This window comes from Ruegeria sp. BC3 (assembly GCF_056539265.1).
The window spans coordinates 57,211-79,891 of the sequence record NZ_JBQFUP010000007.1; the positions used below are offsets into that span (position 1 = coordinate 57,211).

The following is a 22,681-nucleotide window of genomic DNA, read 5'->3' on the forward strand; positions in this document are numbered from 1 at the left end:
GGCCTGAACGGACCGGGGCTTTTTTGCACGAGACACCCATGCTGAACGTTCTTTCCAAACTGTTTGGACCGCATCGCGCCGTTTCGATCTATGCTTTCGCAAAAACCTGGGGCTTGCCCCTTCTCGGTGGCGTTGGCCTGATCGTGGTTGCCGCCGGATTGCTGATCCTCAACGACAGCGGCGAGCATGAGCACGAGGCCTTCTTGACGGTCAACGTGCTGTCGGCCACCCCGATCAACGGTGATCTCAAGAACGGCGTAATCGCGTCTGTCCGGCTGCCAGACGGGTCGGCAACGTCGATTACTTCGACTGAGGCTCCGATCTCACAAACGGTTGGCACAACCGCCTGCATCGAAAAACGCGTTTACGTTGACAGTGGCGAGGCGCGGTATCGGTTCAAGCTACCGCGCCATTGCGAAGCCAGTTAAAAAACGCCCGGTGAAAACACCGGGCGTTTTTTGTTCAGATCATCTGGAACACGATGCCGGAAATGATGGCCCCGGTGATCCCCAGCACAAGATATGTCGCGAAGACCCGCGGTTTCACCAGTGACCAGACGGCGGCCATGGCCGGGATCGAGCTGACCGCGCCTGCGACCATGAAGGACATCGCCGCACCCGCGCTCATCCCTTGTTCCGTCAACCCAGCCAGCAGCGGCGGTGCGACGTAAGAGTTCAGATAGGCGGGCATTCCGACCAGTGCTGCGATGATGATGGGCACAACACCTTCGCCGCCAACGACACGCGCAATCAGATCGGCGGGGACATAGCTGACCAGCAACGCTTCGAGCACATAGGCCAAAGCCAGCCATTTCAGCAGGAACAGGCCGTTATGGACGAACTCGGACCGGAACCGCTGTCGGCGCTCTGGCTCTTGCCAGAACTTCCAGACGGGCTTGTCGTCCTGCTTGGGTCCGCAGCCACAGCAGCTGGCTGGTTTGTATTCACGCAGAGGCTGGGCAAAAGCCCCGCTCCGCATCAGTGCCCGTACGGCAAATCCACCGAACAAACCCAACGCAACCGCTGCAATGGCCTTGCCGATTGCAAAAGGCCAACCCAAAGCACCCGCGGTGATCAGAAGGGTCGGTGGGTCAATAAGTGGTGAGCTCAGCCAGAACGCCATAACAGCAGACAAGGGCGCGCCCAGAGCAAGCAGACCGGCGATAAACGGGATCACCTCGCAGGAACAAAACGGGGCAAGCCCACCGAACAGCGCAGCCAGAAAGATCATGCGCGTTTCCCGCCCTTCGAACGCGCGCGCGACCATAACCTCAGCACCCGTTGCCTTGAGGTATGACAGCAGAAGGACCGCAAACAGGATGTATTGGCCGGTATGCGCCAACGCCTTGCCTGCAAAGGTAACGACCTCAGTCCAGTTGCCGGGGTCCAAAATGGCGACCAGCGCCAGAATGGCCACAATAAGCGCCCAAGGGGTCTTGATCAGGTCAACGGCAACTTTCGCCGGTGCCTTTGGATTTTGTGTCAGTTCAGCCATCGTTCGCGGCCTTTCCCACTTCGTCTGCGCAGCATTCGGCAAGGATGAACTGCGCTAGGATTTTCAGTTCGTCATAGTTGGCGCGATTGATGGTGCTACGCCCGACTTTCTCCTGTTCAACAACCCCGCCAGCGGCGAGAAAACGCAGGTGATGAGCCAGCGTTGAAGGCGCGATGCCTGTTCTGTCTTGAATCTCACCCACTGTCAGACCGGCCTGCCCGGCCCGAACCAGTGTCTTGAGAACCTTTAGCCGAGCCTCTGAGCCCATGGCCGAAAATCCTGCGGCAGCTGTTTCCCACATCTGCTTTCTCCATTAAACTAGATTTCTAGTTATTTAGGTGAGTCGCGCAATTTCGTCAACAGCCGCGTTCACGAAAAGTCATAGGGCGTTAAGTCCAGATTGCTCTCGATTTAAGTCCACCCTATAAGGCCCTATGGGCATATCGGTTGATACATTCTTTCTTGAACTGAACGGAAAAGGCACGCTGCAGGCGCAGATCCAGCAGATGATCGCCGAAGGTATCCTGTCAGGACGTTTCCATGTCGGGGAAAAGCTGCCCTCGTCCCGCAAACTGGCGGCACATCTGGGGGTCAGCCGGATCACGGTGACGCTGGCTTACACCGAATTGCTGGCCAATGATTACCTGACGGCCAAAGGGCGATCGGGCTACTTCGTGTCGCAAAACGCGCCGGTTCCGCCAAAATACACACCGGTTCAGAAACGGGACGAAAACGTCGACTGGAGCTCGGCCCTGGCGCGTAAGTTTTCCGGTGGTGATGTGCTGACCAAGCCCAGCGACTGGCGGGAATACAAGTATCCGTTCATCTACGGCCAGGCTGATCGCAAATTGTTTGATCACGCGAACTGGCGTCTGTGCGCGGTGCGTGCGCTGGGCCACAAGGATTTCGCCTCGCTGACCGGGGACTATGTGGATCAGGACGATCCGCTGCTGATCGAGTTCATTGCCCGCCATACCCTGCCCCGTCGGGGAATCGCGGCCCGACCCGAAGAGATTCTGATCACGATGGGCGCTCAGAACGCCCTATGGCTGGCCTCGCGCATTCTGTTGAACCGAAACCGAACGGCAGTGATCGAAGACCCTTGTTACTATGCGCTTCGGGATTTGCTGAACCGGTCCGATTGCAAGATTACGGCAGTGCCCGTGGATAGTGACGGTCTGCCGCCGGACATGCTGCCGAATGAGACAGACGTTATCTTTACCACGCCCAGCCACCAAAGCCCGACGACCGCAACCATGCCCGTAGATCGGCGCAACGAATTGCTGCGCCGCGCACGCGAGTTGGACGCCATGGTGGTCGAGGATGATTATGAGTTCGAATTGTCCTTCCTCGGCGCGCCATCACCTGCCCTCAAGTCCATGGACCGAGACGGCCGGGTGATCTACGTGGGCAGCTTCTCGAAGTCTCTGTTTCCCGGATTGCGCCTTGGCTACATTGTCGGGTCAGAGCCGTTTATCCGCGAAGCCCGTGCCCTGCGATCGCTGGTATTGCGCCACCCGCCGGGTCACATTCAGCGTACAGCGGCCTATTTCCTGTCACTGGGCCACTACGATGCCCAGATTCGACGCATGTCCAAAACCCTCGCCCGCCGGCGCGAAGCTTTGGACATCGCGGTCGAGCAGCACGGGCTGACCGTCGCCGGGCGGGGCATTATGGGCGGATCATCCCTTTGGATGTCAGCGCCCGATCATGTCGACACCACCCGCCTTGCCCGCGACCTGCAACGTCAGAGTGTCCATATCGAACCCGGCGCGCCGTTCTTCAAAGGCCCACAACAACCGCGAAATTTTTACCGCCTCGGCTACTCGTCCATCAGCAAGGATCGCATTGCACCGGGGGTAAAGCTGATCGCGGATGCCATCCGATCGGCCTGACATATTTCTGGACCTATCCCGGTTGACGTTCTGGCCCTAACGCCGCTTGGCCCCATGCGCCAAAACCATATCCAAAGGCGGGCATTGTGCCCGGACCTTTCTTCAATTGTGCGGAGAACACTCAGATGAAAATGACCACGGAAGAGGCCTTTGTTAAGGTTCTGCAAATGCACGGTATCGAACATGCGTTCGGTATCATCGGCTCGGCAATGATGCCAATTTCGGACCTGTTCCCGAAAGCTGGAATCAACTTCTGGGACTGCGCCCACGAAGGTTCTGGCGGCATGATGGCTGACGGCTACACCCGCGCAACCGGCAAAATGTCGATGATGATCGCGCAGAACGGCCCCGGCATCACTAACTTTGTCACCGCTGTTAAGACCGCATACTGGAACCACACTCCGGTTCTGCTGGTCACTCCGCAGGCGGCCAACAAGACCATCGGTCAGGGTGGCTTCCAGGAGATGGAGCAGATGCGCATGTTCGCGGACTGCGTTGCCTATCAGGAAGAAGTCCGCGACCCGTCGCGCGTTGCCGAAGTTCTGAACCGCGTGATCATGAACGCCAAGCGCGCCAGCGCCCCGGCGCAGCTGAACATCCCGCGTGACATGTGGACTCAGGTCATCGACATCGAACTGCCCAAGATCGTTGAATTCGAGCGTCCTTCGGGCGGCGAAGATGCGGTTGCTGCGGCGGCCGAAATGCTGTCGAACGCCAAGAACCCGGTCATCCTGAACGGTGCCGGTGTTGTTCTGGCCGAAGGCGGCATCGAAGCGTCGAAAGCCCTGGCCGAGCGTCTGGACGCCCCGGTCTGCGTTGGCTACCAGCACAACGACGCCTTCCCCGGCTCGCACCCGCTGTTTGCTGGCCCGCTGGGCTATAACGGTTCGAAAGCCGGTATGGAGCTGATCTCGGAAGCGGACGTTGTTCTGGCTCTGGGCACCCGCCTGAACCCGTTCTCGACCCTGCCCGGTTACGGCATCAACTACTGGCCCGCGGATGCGAAAATCATTCAGGTCGACATCAACCCTGACCGCATCGGCCTGACCAAAGACGTCAGCGTCGGCATCATCGGTGACGCGGCCAAAGTGGCCAACGGCATCCTGTCCCGCCTGAGCGACACCGCAGGCGACGAAGGCCGCCAAGAGCGTAAGGACCGTATCGCGCAGAAGAAATCCGCATGGGCGCAGGAACTGACCTCGATGACCCACGAGGACGACGATCCGGGCACCACCTGGAACGAGCGTGCACGTGCCGCCAAGCCCGACTGGATGAGCCCCCGCATGGCATGGCGCGCGATTCAGTCCGCACTGCCGAAAGAGGCGATCATCTCGTCCGACATCGGCAACAACTGCGCCATCGGCAACGCCTACCCGTCCTTCGAAGAAGGCCGCAAGTATCTGGCGCCCGGCCTGTTCGGCCCCTGTGGCTACGGTCTGCCCGCCATCGTTGGTGCGAAAATCGGCCAGCCGAACGTTCCGGTTGTCGGCTTTGCCGGTGACGGTGCATTCGGTATCGCCGTGAACGAACTGACCGCGATTGGCCGTTCGGAATGGCCTGCTGTGACCCAGATCGTCTTCCGCAACTACCAGTGGGGCGCGGAAAAGCGTAACTCGACCCTGTGGTTCGACGACAACTTTGTTGGCACCGAGTTGGACACTCAGGTTTCTTATGCCGGTATCGCCAAAGCATGTGGCCTGAAGGGCGTCGTTGCACGCACTCAGGAAGAGCTGACCGATGCGCTGAACCAGGCGATCGAAGATCAGAAGAACGGTGTCACCACCCTGATCGAAGCTCTGATCAACCAGGAACTGGGTGAGCCCTTCCGTCGCGACGCGATGAAGAAGCCCGTTCCGGTTGCAGGCATCGACGCTTCGGACATGACCCCGCAGGTCGAGGCATAAGCGCGTGAAGCCACTGCGCACAATTCTCGGAGCTGCCAGCAGCTCCGACAAGATCATCGCCCTCGCTGAGGGCGATGATCCACGTGTTGTTGAAGGCGCTTTGAAAGCCCGCAAAGAAGGTGTCGCGCGCATCATCCTTGTAGGTGACAAAGCCAAAGTAACTGAACTTCTGGCTGAACAGGCCGGTCAGGATGTGGACGGTATCGAAATCCATGATCCGTCGGATTCCCCCCATGCCGAAGCCTTTGCGGCCGAGCTGTATGAGCGGCGCAAACACAAGGGCATGACGCCTGAAAAGGCCGCCGAGGAAATCAAACACCGCCTGAACTATGCTGCGATGCTGGTGCATATGGGCGTCGCCGATGGAACCGTTGGCGGAGCTGTTGAAACCACATCTGCCACGGTCCGTGCCGCGTTGCAGATCATCGGCAAGGCTCCGAGCTCGGCCATGGTCTCTAGCTTTTTCCTGATGCTGTACTGCCGCGACCACCACACGGTTCGGGGCGCTCATATCTTTGCCGATTGCGGCCTTGTCGTCGATCCGAACGAACAGGAACTGGCCGAAATCGCCCGTGCCTCTGCCGCGTCTTATCAAGCGTTGACGCATGAGACGCCCCGCGTTGCGATGCTGTCCTTTTCGACCAAAGGCAGCGCCAAGCACCCCAAGATCAACAAGGTTTCCGAGGCGCTTGCGATTGCAAAAGCTGCCGATCCTGATCTGCTGATCGATGGTGAACTGCAGTTTGACGCCGCCTTCGTCCCCGAAGTAGCCGCTAAAAAGGCCAAAGATTCGCCCCTGCGCGGCGAGGCAAACGTTTTCGTTTTCCCCAACCTCGATGCAGGCAACCTGGGCTACAAGATCGCCCAGCGTATCGGCGGGGCCGAAGCGATTGGCCCCATCCTTCAGGGCCTTGCGAAACCGGCCAACGACCTTTCACGCGGATGCTCGGCCGAGGACGTTCTGCACATGATCGCGGTAACGGCCGTACAGGCAGAAACATCCCAATCCCGGACAGACGTCTCGTAAATCCGGCACAAGCGAAATAATGTTCCGATCATTCGCTTATTCCAAGACTGATCGGATCAAAAGCCACAGGGACCAGAAATGAACCAGCCAATCATTAATACCTCTCCCAAGGTCTCTGACGAGGTCAGAAAAACAACCTGCTACATGTGTGCCTGCCGTTGCGGGATCAATGTGCACATGAAAGACGGCAAGGTTGCCTATATCGAAGGCAATCGCGATCACCCGGTCAACAAGGGCGTGTTGTGCGCCAAAGGCTCGGCGGGGATCATGCAGGTCAACGCGCCCTCACGTCTGCGCGCACCCTTGAAACGCGTCGGCCCCCGCGGCTCAGGTGAATTCGAAGAAATCAGCTGGGATGAGGCGCTTGAGATCGCGGTCGGCTGGCTGAAGCCAATCCGCGAGGACAACCCCGAAAAGCTGGCCTTCTTCACCGGCCGCGACCAGAGCCAAAGCTTTACCAGCTTCTGGGCGCAGAATTTCGGCACCTGTAACTATGCGGCCCATGGCGGCTTCTGCTCGGTCAACATGGCGGCCGGCGGCATCTACACGATGGGTGGCGCGTTCTGGGAATTCGGCCAGCCGGACTGGGATCACACGAAGCTGTTCATGCTGTTCGGCGTGGCCGAGGATCACGATTCGAACCCGATCAAGATGGGCATCGGCAAGATCAAGGCGCGAGGCGCGCGCGTGATCGGCGTGAACCCGATCCGCTCGGGCTATAACGCCGTGGCCGATGATTGGGTCGGCATCACACCCGGTACTGACGGATTGTTCATCCTGTCTATGATCCACGTGCTGATGAAAGCGGGCAAAATCGATCTCGACTATCTCAGCCGCTACACCAACGCGCCGGTTCTGATTGACGCGTCCGAGGGCCCGACCAAGGGCCTGTTCCTGCGCGACGCGGATGGAAAACCTCTGGTCATTGACCGCAACACCGGTGAACTGACGGCATTCGACAAGCCGGGCGTCCGCCCCGACCTGGCTGCCACCTACGAAAAAGATGGCGTAACCCACCGCCCGGTCTTCCACTTGATGGCCGAGCGCTATCTCAGCGACGAATACGCTCCGGAAAAAGTCGCCGAGCAATGCGGGATCCCGGCCAAACGTATCCGCGCCATTGCTGGCGAGCTGGCCCGCGTCGCCTTTGACGAGGCGTTCGAACTGGATCACGAGTGGACCGACTTCCGCGGTGAAAAGCACAGCAAGATGATCGGCCGCCCCGTCGCCATGCACTCGATGCGCGGTGTCTCGGCCCATGCCAACGGTTTCCAAACGTGCCGCGCGCTGCATGTTCTGCAGATCATCCTGGGCACTGTCGAGGTTCCGGGCGGCTTCCGCTTCAAACCGCCCTATCCCAAGCCGGTCGAGGCACATCCGACCCCGCACTGCAAGGTGACCCCGAATTCACCATTGGACGGCCCGCATCTGGGCTTTGTTCAGGGCCCCGAGCATCTGGCGCTGAAAGGGGATGGCAGCCCCGCGCGGATCGACAAGGCATTCACCTGGGAAAACCCGATGTCCAGCCACGGGCTGATGCATATGGTGATCTCGAACGCGCATGCGGGCGACCCCTATAAAATCGACACCCTGTTCATGTACATGGCGAATATGTCCTGGAACTCGACCATGAACACCAAGGGTGTCATGGAGATGCTGACGGACAAGGATGAGAACGGCGATTATGTGATCCCGCATATCATCTATTCCGACGCTTACAGCTCGGAAATGGTGGCTTATGCCGATCTGATCCTGCCCGACACCACGTATCTGGAACGCCACGACTGTATCTCGCTGCTTGACCGCCCGATCTGTGAGGCGGAAGCGGCGGCAGACGCCATCCGCTGGCCCGTGATTGAACCCGACCGTGACGTGCGCGGCTTCCAATCGGTGCTCATCGATCTGGCCAACCGTTTGGAACTGCCCGGCTTCACCAAAGAGGATGGCGGCGCCAAATGGGTGGATTATGCGGACTATATCGTCAATCACGAACGTAAGCCCGGCATCGGCCCCCTCGCCGGCTTCCGTGGTGAAAACGGTGACAAGGAAGGCCGAGGCGAGGTCAACCCGGACCAGTTGAACCGTTACATTGAGAACGGCGGCTTTTACGTGGCGCATATTCCCGAAGGTGCGGACTACTACAAACCGTGGAACACCGCTTATCAGGACTGGGCCGTAGGAATGGGCATCTATGACAGCCCACAGCCCTACCTGTTCCAGCTCTATTCCGAACCAATGCGTAAGTTCCAATTGGCCGCCGAGGGCCATGGTGAGCGTCAGCCGCCCGAGCACCTGCGCGAGCGGATCAAGGAAACGCTGGACCCTATGCCGATCTGGTACGAAACCGACCAACACGGCAACGAAGGCTTCACAGTCAACGCGCTGACCCAACGCCCGATGGCGATGTATCACAGCTGGGGCACCCAGAACGCGTGGCTGCGTCAGCTGCACGGTCGCAACCCGCTCTACGTTCCGACCAAGCTGATGCGCGAGCATGGGCTGCAGGATGGCGACTGGGCCAAAGTGACGTCTCCGCATGGTGAGATCACAGTACCGGTCATGGAAATGGCGGCGCTGAACGAAAACACCGTCTGGACCTGGAATGCGATCGGCAAACGCAAGGGTGCTTGGGCTCTGCAGGAAGACGCACCCGAGGCCACTAAGGGTTTCCTGCTGAACCACCTGATCCACGAACTGCTGCCCCCCAAAGGCGACGGTCTGCGTTGGGCCAACTCTGACCCGATCACCGGTCAGGCCGCGTGGTTCGACCTCAAGGTCAAAATCGAAAAGGCCGCGGCCCCTTCGGATTCAGAAAGCCAGCCGGAATTTGCACCGATCAAATCTCCGGTGGGCAAAGGACCAAAGGACCTGGCATGGAAGGTGGGCAAATGATCCGATCCGCTCTTCATCTGGCCCAAAATACCTCGGGGTCTGGGGCAGAGCCCCAGCCCGCCCTCACCACTAACGCGGAGGCAAGGCAGTCATGACCCAACTTCCCCAATCTACTGAACGCAAGATGGGTCTGGTCATCGACCTAGACACTTGCGTCGGCTGCCATGCCTGCGTGATCTCGTGCAAAGGCTGGAACACCGAAAACTATGGCGCACCCCTGTCCGATCAGGACGCCTATGGTGCCAACCCGTCAGGCACCTTCCTGAACCGGGTGCATTCCTATGAGGTGCAGCCCGCTGAAGGCCACGCGCAGCTCATCCACTTCCCGAAATCCTGCCTGCATTGCGATGACGCACCCTGCGTCACCGTTTGCCCCACCGGGGCCAGCTACAAGCGGGTCGAGGATGGCATCGTTCTGGTGAACGAAAGCGATTGCATCGGCTGCGGCCTGTGCGCGTGGTCCTGCCCTTACGGCGCACGCGAGCTGGATCAGGCCGAAGGGGTGATGAAGAAATGTACCCTCTGCGTCGACCGGATCTACAACGAGAACCTGCCCGAAGTGGACCGTGTCCCATCCTGCGTGCGCACCTGCCCGGCCGGAGCCCGCCACTTTGGCGATCTGGGCGACCCAGACAGCGATGTCAGCAAACTGGTGGCCGAGCGTGGAGGCATGGACCTGATGCCCGAGATGGGCACCAAGCCCGTCAACAAATACCTGCCGCCCCGGCCCAAGGACAATGTCGAAGAACATATCGACATCCTTGCGCCGCTGTTGGCGCCGGTCGCCGAAGAACCCAAAGGGTTCCTTGGCTGGCTGGACAAGACTCTGGAGAAGCTCTGATGCATCCCGCACCCTCAGTTATCATCTTCACAACCCTGTCTGGGCTAGGCTTTGGCCTTCTGTTCTTTCTGGGCCTTGGCCTGCCGGACGTCTCGGGCTGGGTGGCCTTCGTGTTCTTTGCCATCGCCTATGCGCTGGCCGTGGGTGGGCTTATGGCCTCGACCTTCCACCTCGGCCACCCGGAACGGGCTTTGAAGGCCTTCACCCAATGGCGGTCAAGCTGGCTTAGCCGCGAAGGCTGGTGCGCGGTCATCGCGTTGATTGTCATGGGACTTTATGCAATCGGCGTGGTCTTTCTGGGCCAACGCTGGAGCCTTCTGGGCTGGATCGGCACGCTGTTCTCGCTGGCGACCGTTTTCACGACCTCGATGATCTATACGCAGCTGAAGACCATTCCGCGCTGGAACATGAACCTGACGCCGGCCATGTTCCTCAGCTTCAGTCTTGCAGGCGGCGCGTTGCTGGCCGGACAAACGAGCATCGCGTTGCCGCTCTTGTTGATCGCTGCACTGGTGCAGATCCTGTACTGGAAGAAGGGCGACACGGCACTAGCGGAAACGGGCACCGATCTGGGCACTGCAACGGGTCTTGGGGATCGCGGTACAGTACGCGCCTTCGAGCCGCCGCACACGGGCACCAACTATCTGCTGCGCGAATTTGTGCACGTGGTCGGCCGCAAGCATGCCGAGAAGCTGCGGATCATCTCGTTCGCGCTCGCCTTTGTTCTGCCGGTTGTCCTGCTGCTGTTGCCGTTCAGCCATTTCCTGGCGCTGTTGGCGGTGGCTTCACATCTGGCAGGCGTCGCCACCTCGCGTTGGCTGTTCTTTGCACAAGCCGAACACGTGGTCGGCCTGTATTACGGGAAACGATAGGGGGCGCTGCCCCCGTCGCGGCAAGCCGCGCCTCCCCCGAGGTATTTTTGGCCAGATGAAGTCTGGATCCGACATAGAAAAAGGGCGGCACCCGGGAATCGGGGCCGCCCTTTTGAATTTCTAATCAGGTTTTAAATCAGGCCTGCGTGAGCCATCGCCGCCTCGATTGCGGCTTTGGTGCTGCTCTCCAATTCGGCCAAGGGCGAACGAACCTCTTCGCTGCACAGGCCTAGTTTGCTGAGCGCGTATTTGGCACCAACGAGGCCCGGCTCGATGAAGATCGCTTCGTGCAGCGGCATCAGACGGTCCTGATATTCCAGCGCTTTGCTGTAATCTCCAGCCAGCGTGGCTTGCTGGAATTCCGCGCACAGTTTGGGCGCGACGTTCGCCGTAACCGAGATACAGCCAACCCCACCATGCGCATTGAAGCCGAGCGCCGTCGCGTCCTCGCCGGACAACTGGCAGAAGTCAGCGCCACAGCTTGCACGCTGCTGGCTGACGCGAGCCAGGTCACCGGTGGCGTCTTTCACACCAATGATGCGCGGCAGTTTCGCAAGCTCACCCATGGTTTCGGGCGTCATGTCGATGACCGACCGTCCGGGGATGTTGTAGATGATGATCGGGATGTCGGCGCAATCATGAAGGGCACGGAAGTGCATCACCAGACCCTTCTGGGTCGGCTTGTTGTAGTAAGGGGTCACGACCAGAGCAGCCGCCGCGCCCACACGCTCGGCGAATCGGACAAAGCGAATGGCCTCAACGGTGTTGTTTGACCCGGCACCGGCAATAACAGGGACGCGACCCGCGGCGGCTTTGACAACTTCAGCCACGACGATCTCATGCTCTTCATGGCTCAGCGTTGGGCTCTCACCGGTCGTACCGACGGGGACCAGCCCGGTCGAGCCTTCCTGAATCTGCCATTCAACCAAACGTTTGAGCGTATCCAAGTCCAACTCGCCGTTTTTGAACGGGGTGACGAGGGCTGGCATAGAGCCTTTGAACATGACACGCTCCTTAGGTGCAGTTTGTATTTTTTGCGTCGCGGAAGGTCAGGAATTTCGCTTTCTTGAGTTGATCCCGACGGCGCAAGGTTTATCCTGAATGGCTGTATCCTTGGTTGGTTGGGGAATGCAAGGGATGACACGCTTTCTGGCGGTTTTGGTGGCCGTGATTCTGGTTTCGGGCACACAGGTGCGGGCCGACGCGGCAGGAGATCTGCGGGCCGGCATGAATGAGATGCGCAAGGGTGACTGGAACGAAGCCCTACGCGTTTCAGGTGCACGAGGGTCGGTGACGCGGGACATTATCGTTTGGCACTGGCTGCGCGAAGGATTTGGCAGCTCGGGTGATGTTCTGGTCTTTCTGGACCGCCGCCCCGACTGGCCGGGTTTGGCCTGGCTACGCCGCAAGAGCGAGCCGGTGTTCACCGGGGCCGACCCGGATCGTGTTCTGAAATTCTATGCCGATGTGCCGCCGCAGACTGCCGAGGGCGCGTTGAACTATGCGGTCGCGCTAAAGGCCAAGGGTCGCCAGGGCGACGCTGAGGCGGATATTGTCACCGCCTGGCGGACGATGCCGATGGGATCCGGTCTGCAGAAAGACTATCTGGAGAACTTTGGGAAGCTGCTGAAACCCCATCACGCCGCAAGGCTGGACCGGATGCTATGGGACAATCACCTAGTCAGCGCGGGACAGATGCTGCCTTTGGTCAGCTCGGATCAGCGTAAGCTGGCCGAGGCGCGGATCGCTCTGCAGAAGCGGCAACCAGGTGTCGACGGCAAGGTGGCCGCGGTACCGAAGTCGCTGGAGGATACACCCGGGCTGGCCTTTGACAGGTTCGTCTGGCGCGACAAGAAAGAGTTGGACGACAGCGCAATCGATCTGATGCTGGCGCGCTCGACCGGTCCTGATGCATTGGGCGAGCCGGACAAATGGGCCGAAGGACGGCGACGACTGGCCCGGTTGGAGATGCGAAATGGCGACGCCAGCCGCGCCTACAAGATTGCCGCCAATCATCACATGACGCCCGAAATGGGCTATGGCTATGCGGATCTGGAGTGGCTTTCCGGCTTTCTGGCCTTGCGCAAGTTGAACGATCCGGCCACGGCCGTCCGACATTTCCAGAATTTCTCGGAGGCTGTGAAATCTCCGATCTCGAAAGGGCGCGGTGGATACTGGCTGGGCCGCGCTTACGCGGCACAAGGCGATGCTGATAAGGCCTATGACGCCTATGCGATGGGCGCGGATTATCAAACGTCTTTCTACGGTCTGTTGGCCGCGGAACAGATCGGGCGGCCTTTTGATAGCGAGTTGGCCAACCCACGACGTGCACCACATTGGAAACAGGCTGAGTTTTCGAACTCCAGCGTGCTGGAGGCCGGACTGCTGCTGCTGAAAGCAGATGAAGACAACCTGTCGGAACGTTTCCTGACGCATCTGGTCGAAGAACTGGACCCGGTTCAGGCCAATCAGCTTGGCGACTTGGTGATCGAACTTAAACAGCCGCATCTGGCCGTGATGATCGCCAAACGTGCTGCGACTTACGGCACCGTTCTGCCTGCGGCCTATTACCCGGTTCACCCGGTCGCCGATATGGGGCTGCCTATGGCCAAAGAGATGACCTTGGCCATCGCCCGCCGCGAAAGCGAGTTTGATCCGGTTGTTATTAGTGGCGCAGGCGCGCGGGGGTTGATGCAGGTCATGCCTGCCACAGCAAAACTGGTCGCCAAGGAACTGGGCATCCTCAGTGGTCATAAGACAATCAAGCTGACTTCGGACTGGCAGTACAACGCCAAGCTGGGCGCGAACTACCTGTCCAGCCTCGCCGCTGATTTCAACGGCAATGTCGTGATGATGGCGGCAGGGTATAACGCAGGTCCACGCCGCCCAATCTCGTGGATGCAGCGCTATGGCGATCCGCGCGCGGGGCAGATCGACGTGGTCGACTGGATCGAAACGATTCCGTTCAGCGAGACCCGAAACTATGTGATGCGGGTCGCAGAAAGTCTGCCGGTCTATCGCGCCCGTCTGGGCGAGCCTGCTCTGCCCATTCCGTTTTCGCAGGAATTGGTCGGGTCAACCCTGGCGTCGTTCGCGCCATAGGGTGAACAGACCGGCGGCCACAACCAGTGCTGCGCCTATGACCACCTCTGGGCGCAGCGTCTCGCCAAAGATCGAGATGCCGAGAATGGCGCTCCAGACCAGATGGAAATAGGCGAAGGGCTGAACCGCGCTGGCCTCGGCCATTTCATAGCATTTGATCAGCAGCCAGTGCCCCAGAACACCGCTGACGCATAGCACGGCCATCCATGCCCAGTCGGCTTGGGCCATAGGCTCCCAGAACCACATGCCGACCAGCGTCATGGCGACGGCCCCGCTAACACCGGTCCAGAAAAAGCTGGTAGCCGTGCTGTCACGACGCGACGCATATCGCGTCAGCAATCCGTAGACTGCAAACATCAGGGCCGAGATCAGCGGCACGATGGCCCATGGGTTAAACACGCCGATACCGGGCTGCAGAATGATCAGAACACCGATACAGCCGACCCCAATCGCAGCCCACCGCCGCCACCCGACCTGTTCACCCAGAACCGGCCCGCTGAGCGCGGCAACCAGCAAGGGATAGCAGATGAACACGGCCATCGCATCGATCAGGCCAAGAACTGTGAAGCTGAACACCGCGACACAGATCTCGGCGGCTAAAAGCAAGCCACGGAAGATTTGCAACTTGAGCTGGCTGGTCCGGGTGGTCGCCTTCAACCCTCCGGGCGCGCGGGCGGCTAGGGCAATCACGAAGGCTGCAAAGAACCAGTAGCGGATCATCACCACCATGTAGGTATTATACGTCCCGGCCAGATGGCGCGAGATACCGTCCTGCAGTGCAAAAACGATGGTGGCCCCGATCATCAGCGCGATACCAGCGCGTGTGTTATTCTGCTGCGTCAAGGTTTCACCGCGCTAGTCATATGGCGTTTGCGGCCGTAGCCGGGCGTGCGGGTGACGGAAAATCCGGCCTCCTCCAATCCGCGTCGCACGAAACCTGCTGCTGTGTATGTTGCCGCAGTGCCCCCTGCTGCGGTGTGATCGGCGACGTGCTGCATCAGATCCGCCCCCCAAAGCTCGGGGTTTTTTGCCGGAGAGAACCCGTCCAGAAACCACGCATCTGCCACCACCCCCCATGCGGGCAAGGTTTGGCGTGCGTCGCCTTCGACAACCTCCAGCCGCAGCGTGCCCAGATCGCACGTTCCGCCCTGCCATTGCGCCAGAAACCGTTCCGACCATGGCGCAAGTTCGGGGAAGGCCGCCAACGCGCGGGCCATATCCTCAGGCTCCATCGGATATGCTTCGAAACTGGTAAAGGACAGCGGAGTGGTCTGGCCCGCGCTTTCCCATTCCGACCAGACGGTCAGCATGTTCAGGCCCGTTCCAAAGCCCAGTTCGGCGATGTGAAAACCCGGCGCGAACCGCGCGGGTAGGTCATTGCCTGCCAGAAACACGTGCCGCGTCTCTTCCAGCCCGTTTTGCAACGAGTAGTAGGGGTCGTCAAAACGATCCGAGACGGGAATCTGATCCTCGGTCCAAGTCAGTTCGGCACGCTGGTCTGCCATCGGGGAATCCTGTAGCTAAGCGGCGCGACACTGAACAAGGAAAAGGGGAATGGCAATGGTCGATGTGACGGTGCGTGGGGCTGGCATCTTTGGTCTGTCCATCGCATGGACCTGCGCCCGGCGCGGCGCAAAGGTTCAGGTCGTCGATCCGTTTGGCCCCGGCGCGGGGTCCAGCGGCGGACTGGTCGGCGCGCTGGCCCCGCACGTGCCCGAGAACTGGAATGCGAAGAAGGCCTTTCAGTTCGACAGCCTGATCATGGCCGAGCCGTTCTGGAAACAGGTCGAGGCGACAGGCGGCGTCTCACCCGGTTATGCTAGGCTGGGCCGTTTGCAGCCTATCGCCGACGAGCGCACGCTGGTGCTGGCCCATGCCCGCGCAGGCACAGCGGCAGAGCTGTGGCAGGGTCGCGCAGAATGGCGGGTTGTAAAAACCGCTGAGGTCGGCGCTTGGTGCCCGCCCAGCCCCACAGGTTTCGTCATCCACGACACGCTAAGCGCTCGCATGCATCCCCGCCGCGCCTGCGCCGCATTGGTCGCAGCGCTGGCCGTTATGGGCGTCAAGGTCATGACCGAAGCGCCTGACCAGGGGCAGGTTGTTCATGCGACCGGATTGGCCGGATTGCAGGAACTGAACGGCGCGTTGGGCAAAACTGTCGGCAATGGTGTCAAAGGACAGGCCGCACTGCTGCGGTTTGACGCTGGCGAGGTGCCGCAGCTGTTTGCGGACGCGATCCACTTCATTCCACATGCGGATGGCACACTGGCGATCGGCTCGACCTCGGAACGGGACTATGACGATCCGACCAGCACGGACGCAGCGTTGGACGATGTGTTGGACCGCGCCATGCGCGCGGTGCCGGTTCTTCACGGCGCAGAGGTCATCGAAAGATGGGCAGGCGTGCGCCCCCGCAGCAAAAGTCGCGCGCCGATGTTGGGCGCGCATCCCTTGCATCAAGGACAGTTCATCGCCAACGGAGGTTTCAAGATCGGCTTTGGCATGGCCCCGAAAGTCGCCGAGGTCATGGCCGATCTGGTTCTGGACAACCGCGACACGATCCCGGACGATTTTCGGCCCGAGGCGTCACTCTGACTGCGGCAGTGCCTCAGCAGTCATGCATTGCCGGCCATCGGGTCCGCGCACCCACATCGCCTGACCGTTTCGACACAAGGTGGCCGTTTCAAAATGCATCAGCGGCGATGACGCCCGGAATGAAAACTCTGCCAGCGGCCCCATCAGGTCTTCGGCGAACAGCATTAGAAGCTGGGCCAGCAGCGGGCCATGGACCACCAGGCCGTCATAGCCTTCGACGTCGCGGGCATAGTCCAGATCATAGTGGATACGATGCCCGTTGAAGGTCAGCGCTGAGTAGCGGAACAGAAGCGTGGAATCGAAAGCGACCTCTCGCTGATCGGTTTCATCCGTACGTGACACGGGGGCTTTCGGTTTGATGTCCGTCTTTGAAGGGTCTTGCCGATAGACCAGATCTTGCCATTCGGTCAGGCAAAGATGGCCGTCCTGTAAAACGTCATGCCGCAAGGTGACAAAGCCCAGCGGACCTGTTCGTCCGGTTTTTGAAGTCGCACTTTCCTGAACAGAGCGGCGCTGCGCCATCGAACCCGCGATGAGGGGCTTGTGAAACTGCAGACGTCCTCCGGCCCACATCCGGCGCGGCAGGCCCATGTCAGGGATCAGACCGCCCCCGACTTTCGGATGTCCATCCCGCCCCAAACCTGAGGGTGGCTGGGGCGACCAGAAATACAACTGGTGGAAAAAGGGCGGCAGCCGGTCGCCTGCCCCGATCCGTTCCTCAAACCCCAGCGCCACCTGCAGCGCGGCGGTGCGGGCCGGGTCCATCACATCGGTCTGTGTGTCCTGCGTCATGGCCGCAGATTAGGCAGACCGATACGACCCGGCAAGCGGTGTTACGCGATCAGAACCCGGCCTCGGCCCGTAGTTTCTGCATCAGTGTCCGCAACGAATTCTCATAGCGTTCGCTGCGCAGTTTGCCATCCTCGACAAATTCATCCGAACTGCTGGCCAGATGGATTTCAGGCCCCTGCAGGATGCGAGGTTGAAACGGCACCATATAGCTGCGCAAGATCATCTGTGCCCGCTCACCACCTGCGCGACCCGCAGCAGCCGACATCACGGCCACAGGCTTGTCGGCCCAGGGGCGGCCATCGGTGCGGCTGACCCAGTCCAGCGCGTTTTTCAGAACGCCAGACGGGCCCTTGTTGTATTCCGGGGTCGAAATGATCACTGCATGCGCCTGCGCGATCTGATCGGACAGGGTTTGCACGGCTTCGGGAATGCCCTCGCCATCCTCAAGGTCACCATCATACAAAGGCAGGTTCAGGTCAGCCTCGATATGCGTACCGGGTTCGAACAACCGGGCCGCTTCACGCAGCAGCTTGCGGTTGGTGGCACTTTGGCGCAACGAGCCGGACAGGCTCAGCAGGATGGGTTCAGACATTGGGAAACTCCGCTGTGGTGTTTGGCCAATAGCTAGCTCAAGTCTGGCGCGGACCAAAGCCCGGATGACGCGCAGTCAATGTGCGAAAAAGGGCACCCGAAGGTGCCCCAAGCATTACGTGTTCCCGTTGGGGATTATCTCGATATCGACGCGGCGGTTCTGAGCTTTGCCTTCCGGCGTCAGGTTCGAGGCAATGGGGCGGCTTTCACCCTGCCCGACCGTCGAAATACGAGCGCCGCTGACGCCATTCGCCTGCAGAATGTCCGCCACGGCGCGCGCGCGACGTTCTGAAAGGCCCTGATTGTAGGCCGCATCACCGTCACTGTCGGTATTGCCGACAACCTGAACGTTCGAGTTGGGGTAGTTCACCAGATTCTGTCCCACCCGCACCAGATCCGCCCGAAGCGCCGGGCGTACGGTGGCGCTATCGGTGTCAAAGGTGATATCATTCGGCACAGTCACGATCAGACGATCACCGGCGTTGGTAACGATGATCCCCTGGTTGGCCAGTTGCTGGCGCAGTTCGGCTGCTTGTTTGTCCAGCTGGTTACCGATCAGGCCACCACCTGCTGCGCCAATCGCGCCCCCGGCCACCGCGCCCAGCAGCGGGTCTGAACCGTTGGCGATGGCACCGACGCCTGCACCGATCAGGCCGCCCAGAATTGCGCCTTGCTTGGCATTCTGATTTGGATCCGAGGGCAGGTTCAACGTACCGGGATCGGTACATGCCCCCAAAAACATGGCCGAGCACAGCCCGGCGGCAACAACACTCTTGGAAATCGTCATGAAATCACCTTCTGCTCTGGGCCCGTTCATCGGACCCGCTTTGTTTGGGGCAGTATATCGCGCCCCCTCGGCTTAGGCTCAAGCAACAATCAGGTGAAGTCGGCAATTTGCCGCCGTTCCGCGGCGTCCCACTCGGTCTGGTCTTGCCAGATTGCTCGCAACGGCGCGCCCTGACCGCAGAAGTGTTCCTCTGTCATTTCGCAGGCCCATATCCGATCAGTTCGAAAATGGCGGAAGCCGCCCCGCAATTCGCACCAAGCAGCCAGCATGGTGCATTCGATGTGATAGATCAGCGCGACAGGCCGAACGATCCGCTCGGTCCGCTCGCCTTCGGCGTTGACATAAGTCAGGCGAATTTTGCGCTCGGCGCGGATCGCCTCGCGGTAATTCACCACGGGCACGCAGCCCTTGGCGGGGTCATCCATCGGCGCCCCCCAAGGGGCGACCTGCAGCCAATCGGCAGGGGCGCGCAGCGCATCAATCTTGCGACACACTCGGTCTGCGGCCTGTTGCAAGGTGCTGTCACCGGTGCGCGCCAGCATCGATAGCCCGACCCACAGCGCCTCGACCTCTTCGGCATCGAAGTTCAAAGGCGGCAGGTCATAACCGCGCCGCATCAGGTATCCCACGCCGGCCTCACCTTCGATCGGGGTACGCTGTGCCTGCAATGCGGCGATGTCGCGGTAGACCGTGCGCACCGACACCTCAAGCTTTTCAGCCAGCGCTTCGGCTGTCACAGGCGCCTGAGCTGCGCGCAAAATCTGGATAATTTCAAAAAGGCGGGTCGAGCGGCGCATGGGGTTCTCCGGACAGTCTGCTGACACTCTAGCACAGCCCCCTGACAGGGTGATGTCAGGAGTGATCGGTGATCTTTGGTGAACCAACCAAAGGAGGCCGATCATGCCAAGCCGCGACAATCACGTGATGATGACACTCAAGCTGGATCGCTGGGCGCAGGATCACACCTTGCGTGCCTTCGAAATCGAACAAGAGATCATGACTGCGCGTCAGCCCTGCGCGCCGCGTAAACGAACGAGACGGTTTTCGTTGGGCAATCTCAAGATGCTGTGGACCAACACCGCCTGAGATCAGAAGTCAGCCGGGGCGCGGAATTTCATTGAAACTCCGCCCTCGGGACTTTTCAGGCGCAACTCTTCCGAATGCAGCATCAGCCGCGGGAAATCCCGCGCTGACCCTTCAGCATAGAACGGGTCCCCAAGAATGGGATGGCCCAGCGCCTGCATATGAACGCGCAGCTGATGGGACCGCCCGGTTTTCGGAAACAGCCGGACGCGCGTCGTCTCACCTTCGTATTTGACAACCCGCCAGTCCGTCACGGCAGGCTTGCCCGTCTCATGACAGACCATCTGACGCGGTCGGTTGGGCCAATCCACGATCAGCGGCAGATCGACGGTTCCGGTCTTTGCTTCGATACGACCCCAGACGCGCGCAACATAGGTCTTACGGGTCTGACGTTTCTCGAACTGCATGCTCAAATGACGCTGAGCGTGCGGTGTCTGCGCAAAAACCATGACACCTGAGGTATCCCGATCCAACCGGTGCACGAGCAGCGCCTGCGGAAACGCTGCCTGCACGCGGGTCAGCAGACAATCGGCCATGTGCTCGCCGCGTCCTGGTACGGACAACAACCCCGAAGGCTTGTTCACCACGATCAGTTGCGTATCCTCGTGCAGCACGTCCAACGGCGTTTTCGGGGGATCATAGGTCTCGCTCATGCGCGTCTGCCTAACGCAGGGCGCGACTTCCCGCAACGTCGGGCTTGCCTGAACGGATCGGTTCAGCAACTCTCGGGCCAAAGCGGAGGAGAGACCATGCACCCCACAATCGCGCGCATGCAAGAAGTTGTTGCCAAAGGCGATGAAAGCCTGATCCACGAATTGCTGGCCGAGGATGTGCGGTTTTCCCCGCCCACCTATTACAGCACCTGGACCGGGCGCGAACCGGTTGCCGCTGTGCTGGGGCATGTTGGCCAGGTGTTTTCTGACTTTCGCTATCGCCGGATCATGGGCGATGGCAACGACTGGGCGTTGGAGTTTCAGTGCAAGGTTGGCGACCTGGACGCGGTTGGTGTCGATCTGATCACCCTCAACGACGATGGCTTGATCGAAACGTTCGAAGTGGTCATGCGGCCTTACAAAACCATTGGCGCACTGCGCGAAGCAATGATGGCCCGGGTAATGAAAGACCCGCGTTTCCTGGAATACAAAAACGCGCTCAGCTGACCATGCCCGCTCCTATCGCCGCCGATCAGATCTTGCGCGTCCCTCTGCTGCCTGTTTTGGCGGCACAGGTGGTATCTGTGCGCCGCAAAGCCCAACAGTTGCCTGAACCCCTGGGCCCGCGCGCAGGGCGAGAGGGGCGTGGGCCCCGGCTACGGCTGTTGATTGCGGGTGACAGTTCGGCGGCAGGTGTCGGGGCGGGTCGACAGCAGCAGGCGCTTTCGGGGTTTCTGGTCGCTCGGCTGGCCCGACATTACAGTGTCGAGTGGCGGCTGGAGGCCACAACCGGCCACACGACGCAAGATACGCTTGAACAACTGGAGCGCCTTGAAGGCCGCTTTGATGCAGCCGTGACAGCCTTGGGCGTGAATGATGTCACCCGTGCTGTCACGCAACAGAAGTTCACCGCGCTGCAGACCCGTTTGCTGGATCATCTGACGAACGCTCTTGGCGTACGCCGCGTCGTTGTTACGGCTGTACCGCAAATGGATCGATTTCCGGCGCTGCCGCAGCCTTTGGCTTGGGTTCTGGGGCGTCAGGCCGCGCGACTGGATCAGGGACTGAAACAGGTCGCCGCAACGTTTCCTCAGGCGCGCCACCTGTCGGTGACCTTCCCGGATGATCCAGCCCTTGCCGCCCCTGACGGGTATCACCCCAGCCCGAAAGCGTATCGCTTGTGGGCGGACGCAGCGGCTGATCTGATCCGTCAGGCCTGACGCTTCATCTGACGGACCATCGGGATCGTATAGACAATCAGCGCGGCCCAGATCAGCGGGAAGGCGATCATACGGCCCCGGTCGATGTGCTCTCCGAACAAGGTGATCGCGGTGACAAAGATCATCGTCGGCGCGATGTATTGCAGAATTCCCATGGTGGACAGCCGAACCAGTTTGGCCCCGTTGGCATAAACCAGCAGCGGAACCGCGGTAACGATGCCTGCGCACGCCAGCAGCGCGGTATCCTGAGCCGCCATGCCAAAATGGCCGGTGCCCTCCGCGCCCAACCAGGTGATATAGACCAAAGCCGGGATCAACAGGATCAGTACCTCTAGCAAAAAGCCCTGATTTGGACCGATTGGCAGTGATCGTTTGAAGAACGCATAAAACCCCCAACTGACTGTCAGCCCCAGCGCCGCCCAAGGCAACCGACCCGCCTCGACCACCAATACCAGCACGCCCAAAGCGGCCAATCCGACCGCCACCAATTGCGTCCGGGTCAACGGCTCGCGCAGCAGGATCGCTCCCAAGGCAATGCTAAACAGCGGGTTGATGTAGTAGCCCAGCGCAGCGTCCAAGGCATTTCCACTGGCGATGGCCCAGACATAAATGGCCCAATTCACCGAGATCAAAGCGGCCGTCAAACACGCCATGCCCAGCATCTTCGGGTTCTGCAAAGCGGCCTTTAGGTCTTTGGTTCGACCCAGCGCTATCAGCAACAATCCCGCCACAGGCACCGACCAGACAATCCGATGCGCCACGATTTCGACAGGGCCGATATGGGCCAACGCTTTCATGTAAAGCGGCAGAAAACCCCACAACGTGTAGGCCGTCACTGCAAGGGCAAGACCCTTGGGCGTGTCCTCGTTCTGTGGGGGTGTCGCGACTTCCGCCATCTTTGGCCTCCGGCTGATACCGTTTGTCTTTACGGCA

Annotated in this window: 23 protein-coding genes; 12 read left to right on the plus strand and 11 right to left on the minus strand. The window is 60.2% G+C overall.

Translation table 11 applies throughout. The annotated features are described in order from the left end of the window. Positions 1-38 precede the first annotated feature (38 nt). Positions 39-428, plus strand: coding sequence for a hypothetical protein (locus tag ACR0MV_RS17430; RefSeq protein ID WP_170427396.1), 390 nt, complete (start codon positions 39-41; stop codon positions 426-428). Positions 429-462: 34 nt separating this feature from the next. Here the strand turns inward: ACR0MV_RS17430 and ACR0MV_RS17435 are convergent, their stop codons facing one another. Both ACR0MV_RS17435 and ACR0MV_RS17440 read right to left on the minus strand, forming a co-directional pair. Further along, a complete protein-coding gene (locus ACR0MV_RS17435) occupies positions 463-1,494 on the minus strand; it encodes a permease (RefSeq protein ID WP_170468024.1) in 1,032 nt (343 codons plus the stop codon). Next, complete coding sequence (locus ACR0MV_RS17440) at positions 1,487-1,795, minus strand: ArsR/SmtB family transcription factor (RefSeq protein ID WP_480703037.1); 309 nt, start codon at positions 1,793-1,795, stop codon at positions 1,487-1,489. The genes ACR0MV_RS17435 and ACR0MV_RS17440 overlap by 8 nt, the downstream gene beginning before the upstream one ends. A gap of 133 nt (positions 1,796-1,928) precedes the next feature. Between ACR0MV_RS17440 and pdxR the strand changes: the two genes are divergently transcribed. From pdxR to ACR0MV_RS17470, 6 genes are all read left to right on the plus strand, one after another. After that, the gene (pdxR, locus tag ACR0MV_RS17445) at positions 1,929-3,389 is read left to right on the plus strand and encodes a MocR-like pyridoxine biosynthesis transcription factor PdxR (RefSeq protein WP_170468022.1); all 1,461 of its coding nucleotides are present in this window, start codon (positions 1,929-1,931) and stop codon (positions 3,387-3,389) included. A gap of 125 nt (positions 3,390-3,514) precedes the next feature. Continuing rightward, positions 3,515-5,293, plus strand: coding sequence for a sulfoacetaldehyde acetyltransferase (gene xsc, locus ACR0MV_RS17450; protein WP_480703038.1), 1,779 nt, complete (start codon positions 3,515-3,517; stop codon positions 5,291-5,293). A 4-nt stretch (positions 5,294-5,297) separates the two neighbouring features. Continuing rightward, positions 5,298-6,320 carry a phosphate acetyltransferase gene (gene pta, locus ACR0MV_RS17455; RefSeq protein ID WP_170427401.1) on the plus strand — a complete coding sequence of 341 codons (1,023 nt, stop codon included), beginning with the start codon at positions 5,298-5,300 and terminating at the stop codon, positions 6,318-6,320. 78 nt (positions 6,321-6,398) lie between these two features. Then, positions 6,399-9,212 carry a molybdopterin oxidoreductase family protein gene (locus tag ACR0MV_RS17460; protein ID WP_480703039.1) on the plus strand — a complete coding sequence of 938 codons (2,814 nt, stop codon included), beginning with the start codon at positions 6,399-6,401 and terminating at the stop codon, positions 9,210-9,212. A 91-nt stretch (positions 9,213-9,303) separates the two neighbouring features. Continuing rightward, a complete protein-coding gene (locus tag ACR0MV_RS17465) occupies positions 9,304-10,053 on the plus strand; it encodes a 4Fe-4S dicluster domain-containing protein (protein ID WP_480703040.1) in 750 nt (249 codons plus the stop codon). Next, complete coding sequence (locus ACR0MV_RS17470) at positions 10,053-10,925, plus strand: dimethyl sulfoxide reductase anchor subunit family protein (RefSeq protein ID WP_480703041.1); 873 nt, start codon at positions 10,053-10,055, stop codon at positions 10,923-10,925. The genes ACR0MV_RS17465 and ACR0MV_RS17470 overlap by 1 nt, the downstream gene beginning before the upstream one ends. Before the next feature lie 131 nt (positions 10,926-11,056). On the opposite strand, the gene dapA is transcribed toward ACR0MV_RS17470, so the two are convergent. After that, positions 11,057-11,929, minus strand: coding sequence for a 4-hydroxy-tetrahydrodipicolinate synthase (gene dapA, locus ACR0MV_RS17475; protein ID WP_480703042.1), 873 nt, complete (start codon positions 11,927-11,929; stop codon positions 11,057-11,059). Positions 11,930-12,062: 133 nt separating this feature from the next. On the opposite strand from dapA, the gene ACR0MV_RS17480 reads away from it, so the two are divergent. Next, the gene (locus ACR0MV_RS17480) at positions 12,063-14,027 is read left to right on the plus strand and encodes a lytic transglycosylase domain-containing protein (RefSeq protein WP_480703043.1); all 1,965 of its coding nucleotides are present in this window, start codon (positions 12,063-12,065) and stop codon (positions 14,025-14,027) included. Here the strand turns inward: ACR0MV_RS17480 and ACR0MV_RS17485 are convergent. After that, positions 14,001-14,870 (minus strand): DMT family transporter, encoded by an 870-nt coding sequence (locus ACR0MV_RS17485; protein WP_170468007.1) that lies wholly within the window; start codon positions 14,868-14,870, stop codon positions 14,001-14,003. The genes ACR0MV_RS17480 and ACR0MV_RS17485 overlap by 27 nt on opposite strands. Continuing rightward, the gene (gene mnmC2, locus ACR0MV_RS17490; RefSeq protein WP_480703044.1) at positions 14,867-15,532 is read right to left on the minus strand and encodes a tRNA (5-methylaminomethyl-2-thiouridine)(34)-methyltransferase MnmC2; all 666 of its coding nucleotides are present in this window, start codon (positions 15,530-15,532) and stop codon (positions 14,867-14,869) included. The genes ACR0MV_RS17485 and mnmC2 overlap by 4 nt, the downstream gene beginning before the upstream one ends. A gap of 49 nt (positions 15,533-15,581) precedes the next feature. On the opposite strand from mnmC2, the gene ACR0MV_RS17495 reads away from it, so the two are divergent. Beyond that, positions 15,582-16,622, plus strand: coding sequence for an NAD(P)/FAD-dependent oxidoreductase (locus ACR0MV_RS17495; RefSeq protein WP_480703046.1), 1,041 nt, complete (start codon positions 15,582-15,584; stop codon positions 16,620-16,622). On the opposite strand, the gene ACR0MV_RS17500 is transcribed toward ACR0MV_RS17495, so the two are convergent. From ACR0MV_RS17500 to ACR0MV_RS17515, 4 genes are all read right to left on the minus strand, one after another. Continuing rightward, positions 16,614-17,414, minus strand: a complete 801-nt coding sequence (locus ACR0MV_RS17500; RefSeq protein ID WP_480703047.1) for an HTD2 family dehydratase — start codon at positions 17,412-17,414, stop codon at positions 16,614-16,616. The genes ACR0MV_RS17495 and ACR0MV_RS17500 overlap by 9 nt on opposite strands. Before the next feature lie 49 nt (positions 17,415-17,463). Beyond that, positions 17,464-18,006, minus strand: a complete 543-nt coding sequence (locus tag ACR0MV_RS17505; protein ID WP_480703048.1) for an NADPH-dependent FMN reductase — start codon at positions 18,004-18,006, stop codon at positions 17,464-17,466. Between the two features lie 114 nt (positions 18,007-18,120). Beyond that, positions 18,121-18,792 carry a YiaD family glycine zipper/OmpA-like lipoprotein gene (locus ACR0MV_RS17510; protein WP_480703049.1) on the minus strand — a complete coding sequence of 224 codons (672 nt, stop codon included), beginning with the start codon at positions 18,790-18,792 and terminating at the stop codon, positions 18,121-18,123. An 89-nt stretch (positions 18,793-18,881) separates the two neighbouring features. After that, positions 18,882-19,589 (minus strand): helix-turn-helix transcriptional regulator, encoded by a 708-nt coding sequence (locus ACR0MV_RS17515; protein WP_170427412.1) that lies wholly within the window; start codon positions 19,587-19,589, stop codon positions 18,882-18,884. 103 nt (positions 19,590-19,692) lie between these two features. Between ACR0MV_RS17515 and ACR0MV_RS17520 the strand changes: the two genes are divergently transcribed. Next, a complete protein-coding gene (locus tag ACR0MV_RS17520; RefSeq protein WP_480703050.1) occupies positions 19,693-19,878 on the plus strand; it encodes a hypothetical protein in 186 nt (61 codons plus the stop codon). Between the two features lie 2 nt (positions 19,879-19,880). Here ACR0MV_RS17520 and ACR0MV_RS17525 read toward each other — a convergent pair whose 3' ends face one another. Continuing rightward, positions 19,881-20,528, minus strand: coding sequence for an RluA family pseudouridine synthase (locus tag ACR0MV_RS17525; RefSeq protein ID WP_480703051.1), 648 nt, complete (start codon positions 20,526-20,528; stop codon positions 19,881-19,883). Between the two features lie 96 nt (positions 20,529-20,624). Here ACR0MV_RS17525 and ACR0MV_RS17530 point away from each other — a divergent pair, with 96 nt between their 5' ends. Together ACR0MV_RS17530 and ACR0MV_RS17535 are read left to right on the plus strand one after the other, a co-directional pair. After that, the gene (locus ACR0MV_RS17530; RefSeq protein ID WP_480703052.1) at positions 20,625-21,035 is read left to right on the plus strand and encodes a nuclear transport factor 2 family protein; all 411 of its coding nucleotides are present in this window, start codon (positions 20,625-20,627) and stop codon (positions 21,033-21,035) included. 2 nt (positions 21,036-21,037) lie between these two features. Beyond that, positions 21,038-21,748 carry an SGNH/GDSL hydrolase family protein gene (locus ACR0MV_RS17535; RefSeq protein ID WP_170427416.1) on the plus strand — a complete coding sequence of 237 codons (711 nt, stop codon included), beginning with the start codon at positions 21,038-21,040 and terminating at the stop codon, positions 21,746-21,748. Here the strand turns inward: ACR0MV_RS17535 and rarD are convergent. Further along, positions 21,739-22,644, minus strand: a complete 906-nt coding sequence (gene rarD, locus ACR0MV_RS17540) for an EamA family transporter RarD (protein ID WP_170427417.1) — start codon at positions 22,642-22,644, stop codon at positions 21,739-21,741. The two genes, ACR0MV_RS17535 and rarD, sit on opposite strands and share 10 nt — an antisense overlap. Positions 22,645-22,681 lie beyond the last annotated feature (37 nt).

Excerpts from the sequence above, each read along its gene's own strand:
- ACR0MV_RS17500 (WP_480703047.1), bottom strand. The coding sequence starts at position 17,414 with ATGACGCAGGACACACAGACCGATGTGATGGACCCGGCCCGCACCGCC.
- ACR0MV_RS17470 (WP_480703041.1), top strand. The coding sequence starts at position 10,053 with ATGCATCCCGCACCCTCAGTTATCATCTTCACAACCCTGTCTGGGCTA.
- dapA (WP_480703042.1), bottom strand. The coding sequence starts at position 11,929 with ATGTTCAAAGGCTCTATGCCAGCCCTCGTCACCCCGTTCAAAAACGGC.
- rarD (WP_170427417.1), bottom strand. The coding sequence starts at position 22,644 with ATGGCGGAAGTCGCGACACCCCCACAGAACGAGGACACGCCCAAGGGT.
- xsc (WP_480703038.1), top strand. The coding sequence starts at position 3,515 with ATGAAAATGACCACGGAAGAGGCCTTTGTTAAGGTTCTGCAAATGCAC.
- ACR0MV_RS17460 (WP_480703039.1), top strand. The coding sequence starts at position 6,399 with ATGAACCAGCCAATCATTAATACCTCTCCCAAGGTCTCTGACGAGGTC.
- ACR0MV_RS17495 (WP_480703046.1), top strand. The coding sequence starts at position 15,582 with ATGGCAATGGTCGATGTGACGGTGCGTGGGGCTGGCATCTTTGGTCTG.
- pdxR (WP_170468022.1), top strand. The coding sequence starts at position 1,929 with ATGGGCATATCGGTTGATACATTCTTTCTTGAACTGAACGGAAAAGGC.
- ACR0MV_RS17510 (WP_480703049.1), bottom strand. The coding sequence starts at position 18,792 with ATGACGATTTCCAAGAGTGTTGTTGCCGCCGGGCTGTGCTCGGCCATG.
- ACR0MV_RS17520 (WP_480703050.1), top strand. The coding sequence starts at position 19,693 with ATGCCAAGCCGCGACAATCACGTGATGATGACACTCAAGCTGGATCGC.
- ACR0MV_RS17535 (WP_170427416.1), top strand. The coding sequence starts at position 21,038 with ATGCCCGCTCCTATCGCCGCCGATCAGATCTTGCGCGTCCCTCTGCTG.
- ACR0MV_RS17530 (WP_480703052.1), top strand. The coding sequence starts at position 20,625 with ATGCACCCCACAATCGCGCGCATGCAAGAAGTTGTTGCCAAAGGCGAT.
- ACR0MV_RS17440 (WP_480703037.1), bottom strand. The coding sequence starts at position 1,795 with ATGTGGGAAACAGCTGCCGCAGGATTTTCGGCCATGGGCTCAGAGGCT.
- ACR0MV_RS17525 (WP_480703051.1), bottom strand. The coding sequence starts at position 20,528 with ATGAGCGAGACCTATGATCCCCCGAAAACGCCGTTGGACGTGCTGCAC.
- ACR0MV_RS17515 (WP_170427412.1), bottom strand. The coding sequence starts at position 19,589 with ATGCGCCGCTCGACCCGCCTTTTTGAAATTATCCAGATTTTGCGCGCA.
- ACR0MV_RS17480 (WP_480703043.1), top strand. The coding sequence starts at position 12,063 with ATGACACGCTTTCTGGCGGTTTTGGTGGCCGTGATTCTGGTTTCGGGC.
- ACR0MV_RS17430 (WP_170427396.1), top strand. The coding sequence starts at position 39 with ATGCTGAACGTTCTTTCCAAACTGTTTGGACCGCATCGCGCCGTTTCG.
- ACR0MV_RS17435 (WP_170468024.1), bottom strand. The coding sequence starts at position 1,494 with ATGGCTGAACTGACACAAAATCCAAAGGCACCGGCGAAAGTTGCCGTT.
- mnmC2 (WP_480703044.1), bottom strand. The coding sequence starts at position 15,532 with ATGGCAGACCAGCGTGCCGAACTGACTTGGACCGAGGATCAGATTCCC.
- ACR0MV_RS17465 (WP_480703040.1), top strand. The coding sequence starts at position 9,304 with ATGACCCAACTTCCCCAATCTACTGAACGCAAGATGGGTCTGGTCATC.
- ACR0MV_RS17505 (WP_480703048.1), bottom strand. The coding sequence starts at position 18,006 with ATGTCTGAACCCATCCTGCTGAGCCTGTCCGGCTCGTTGCGCCAAAGT.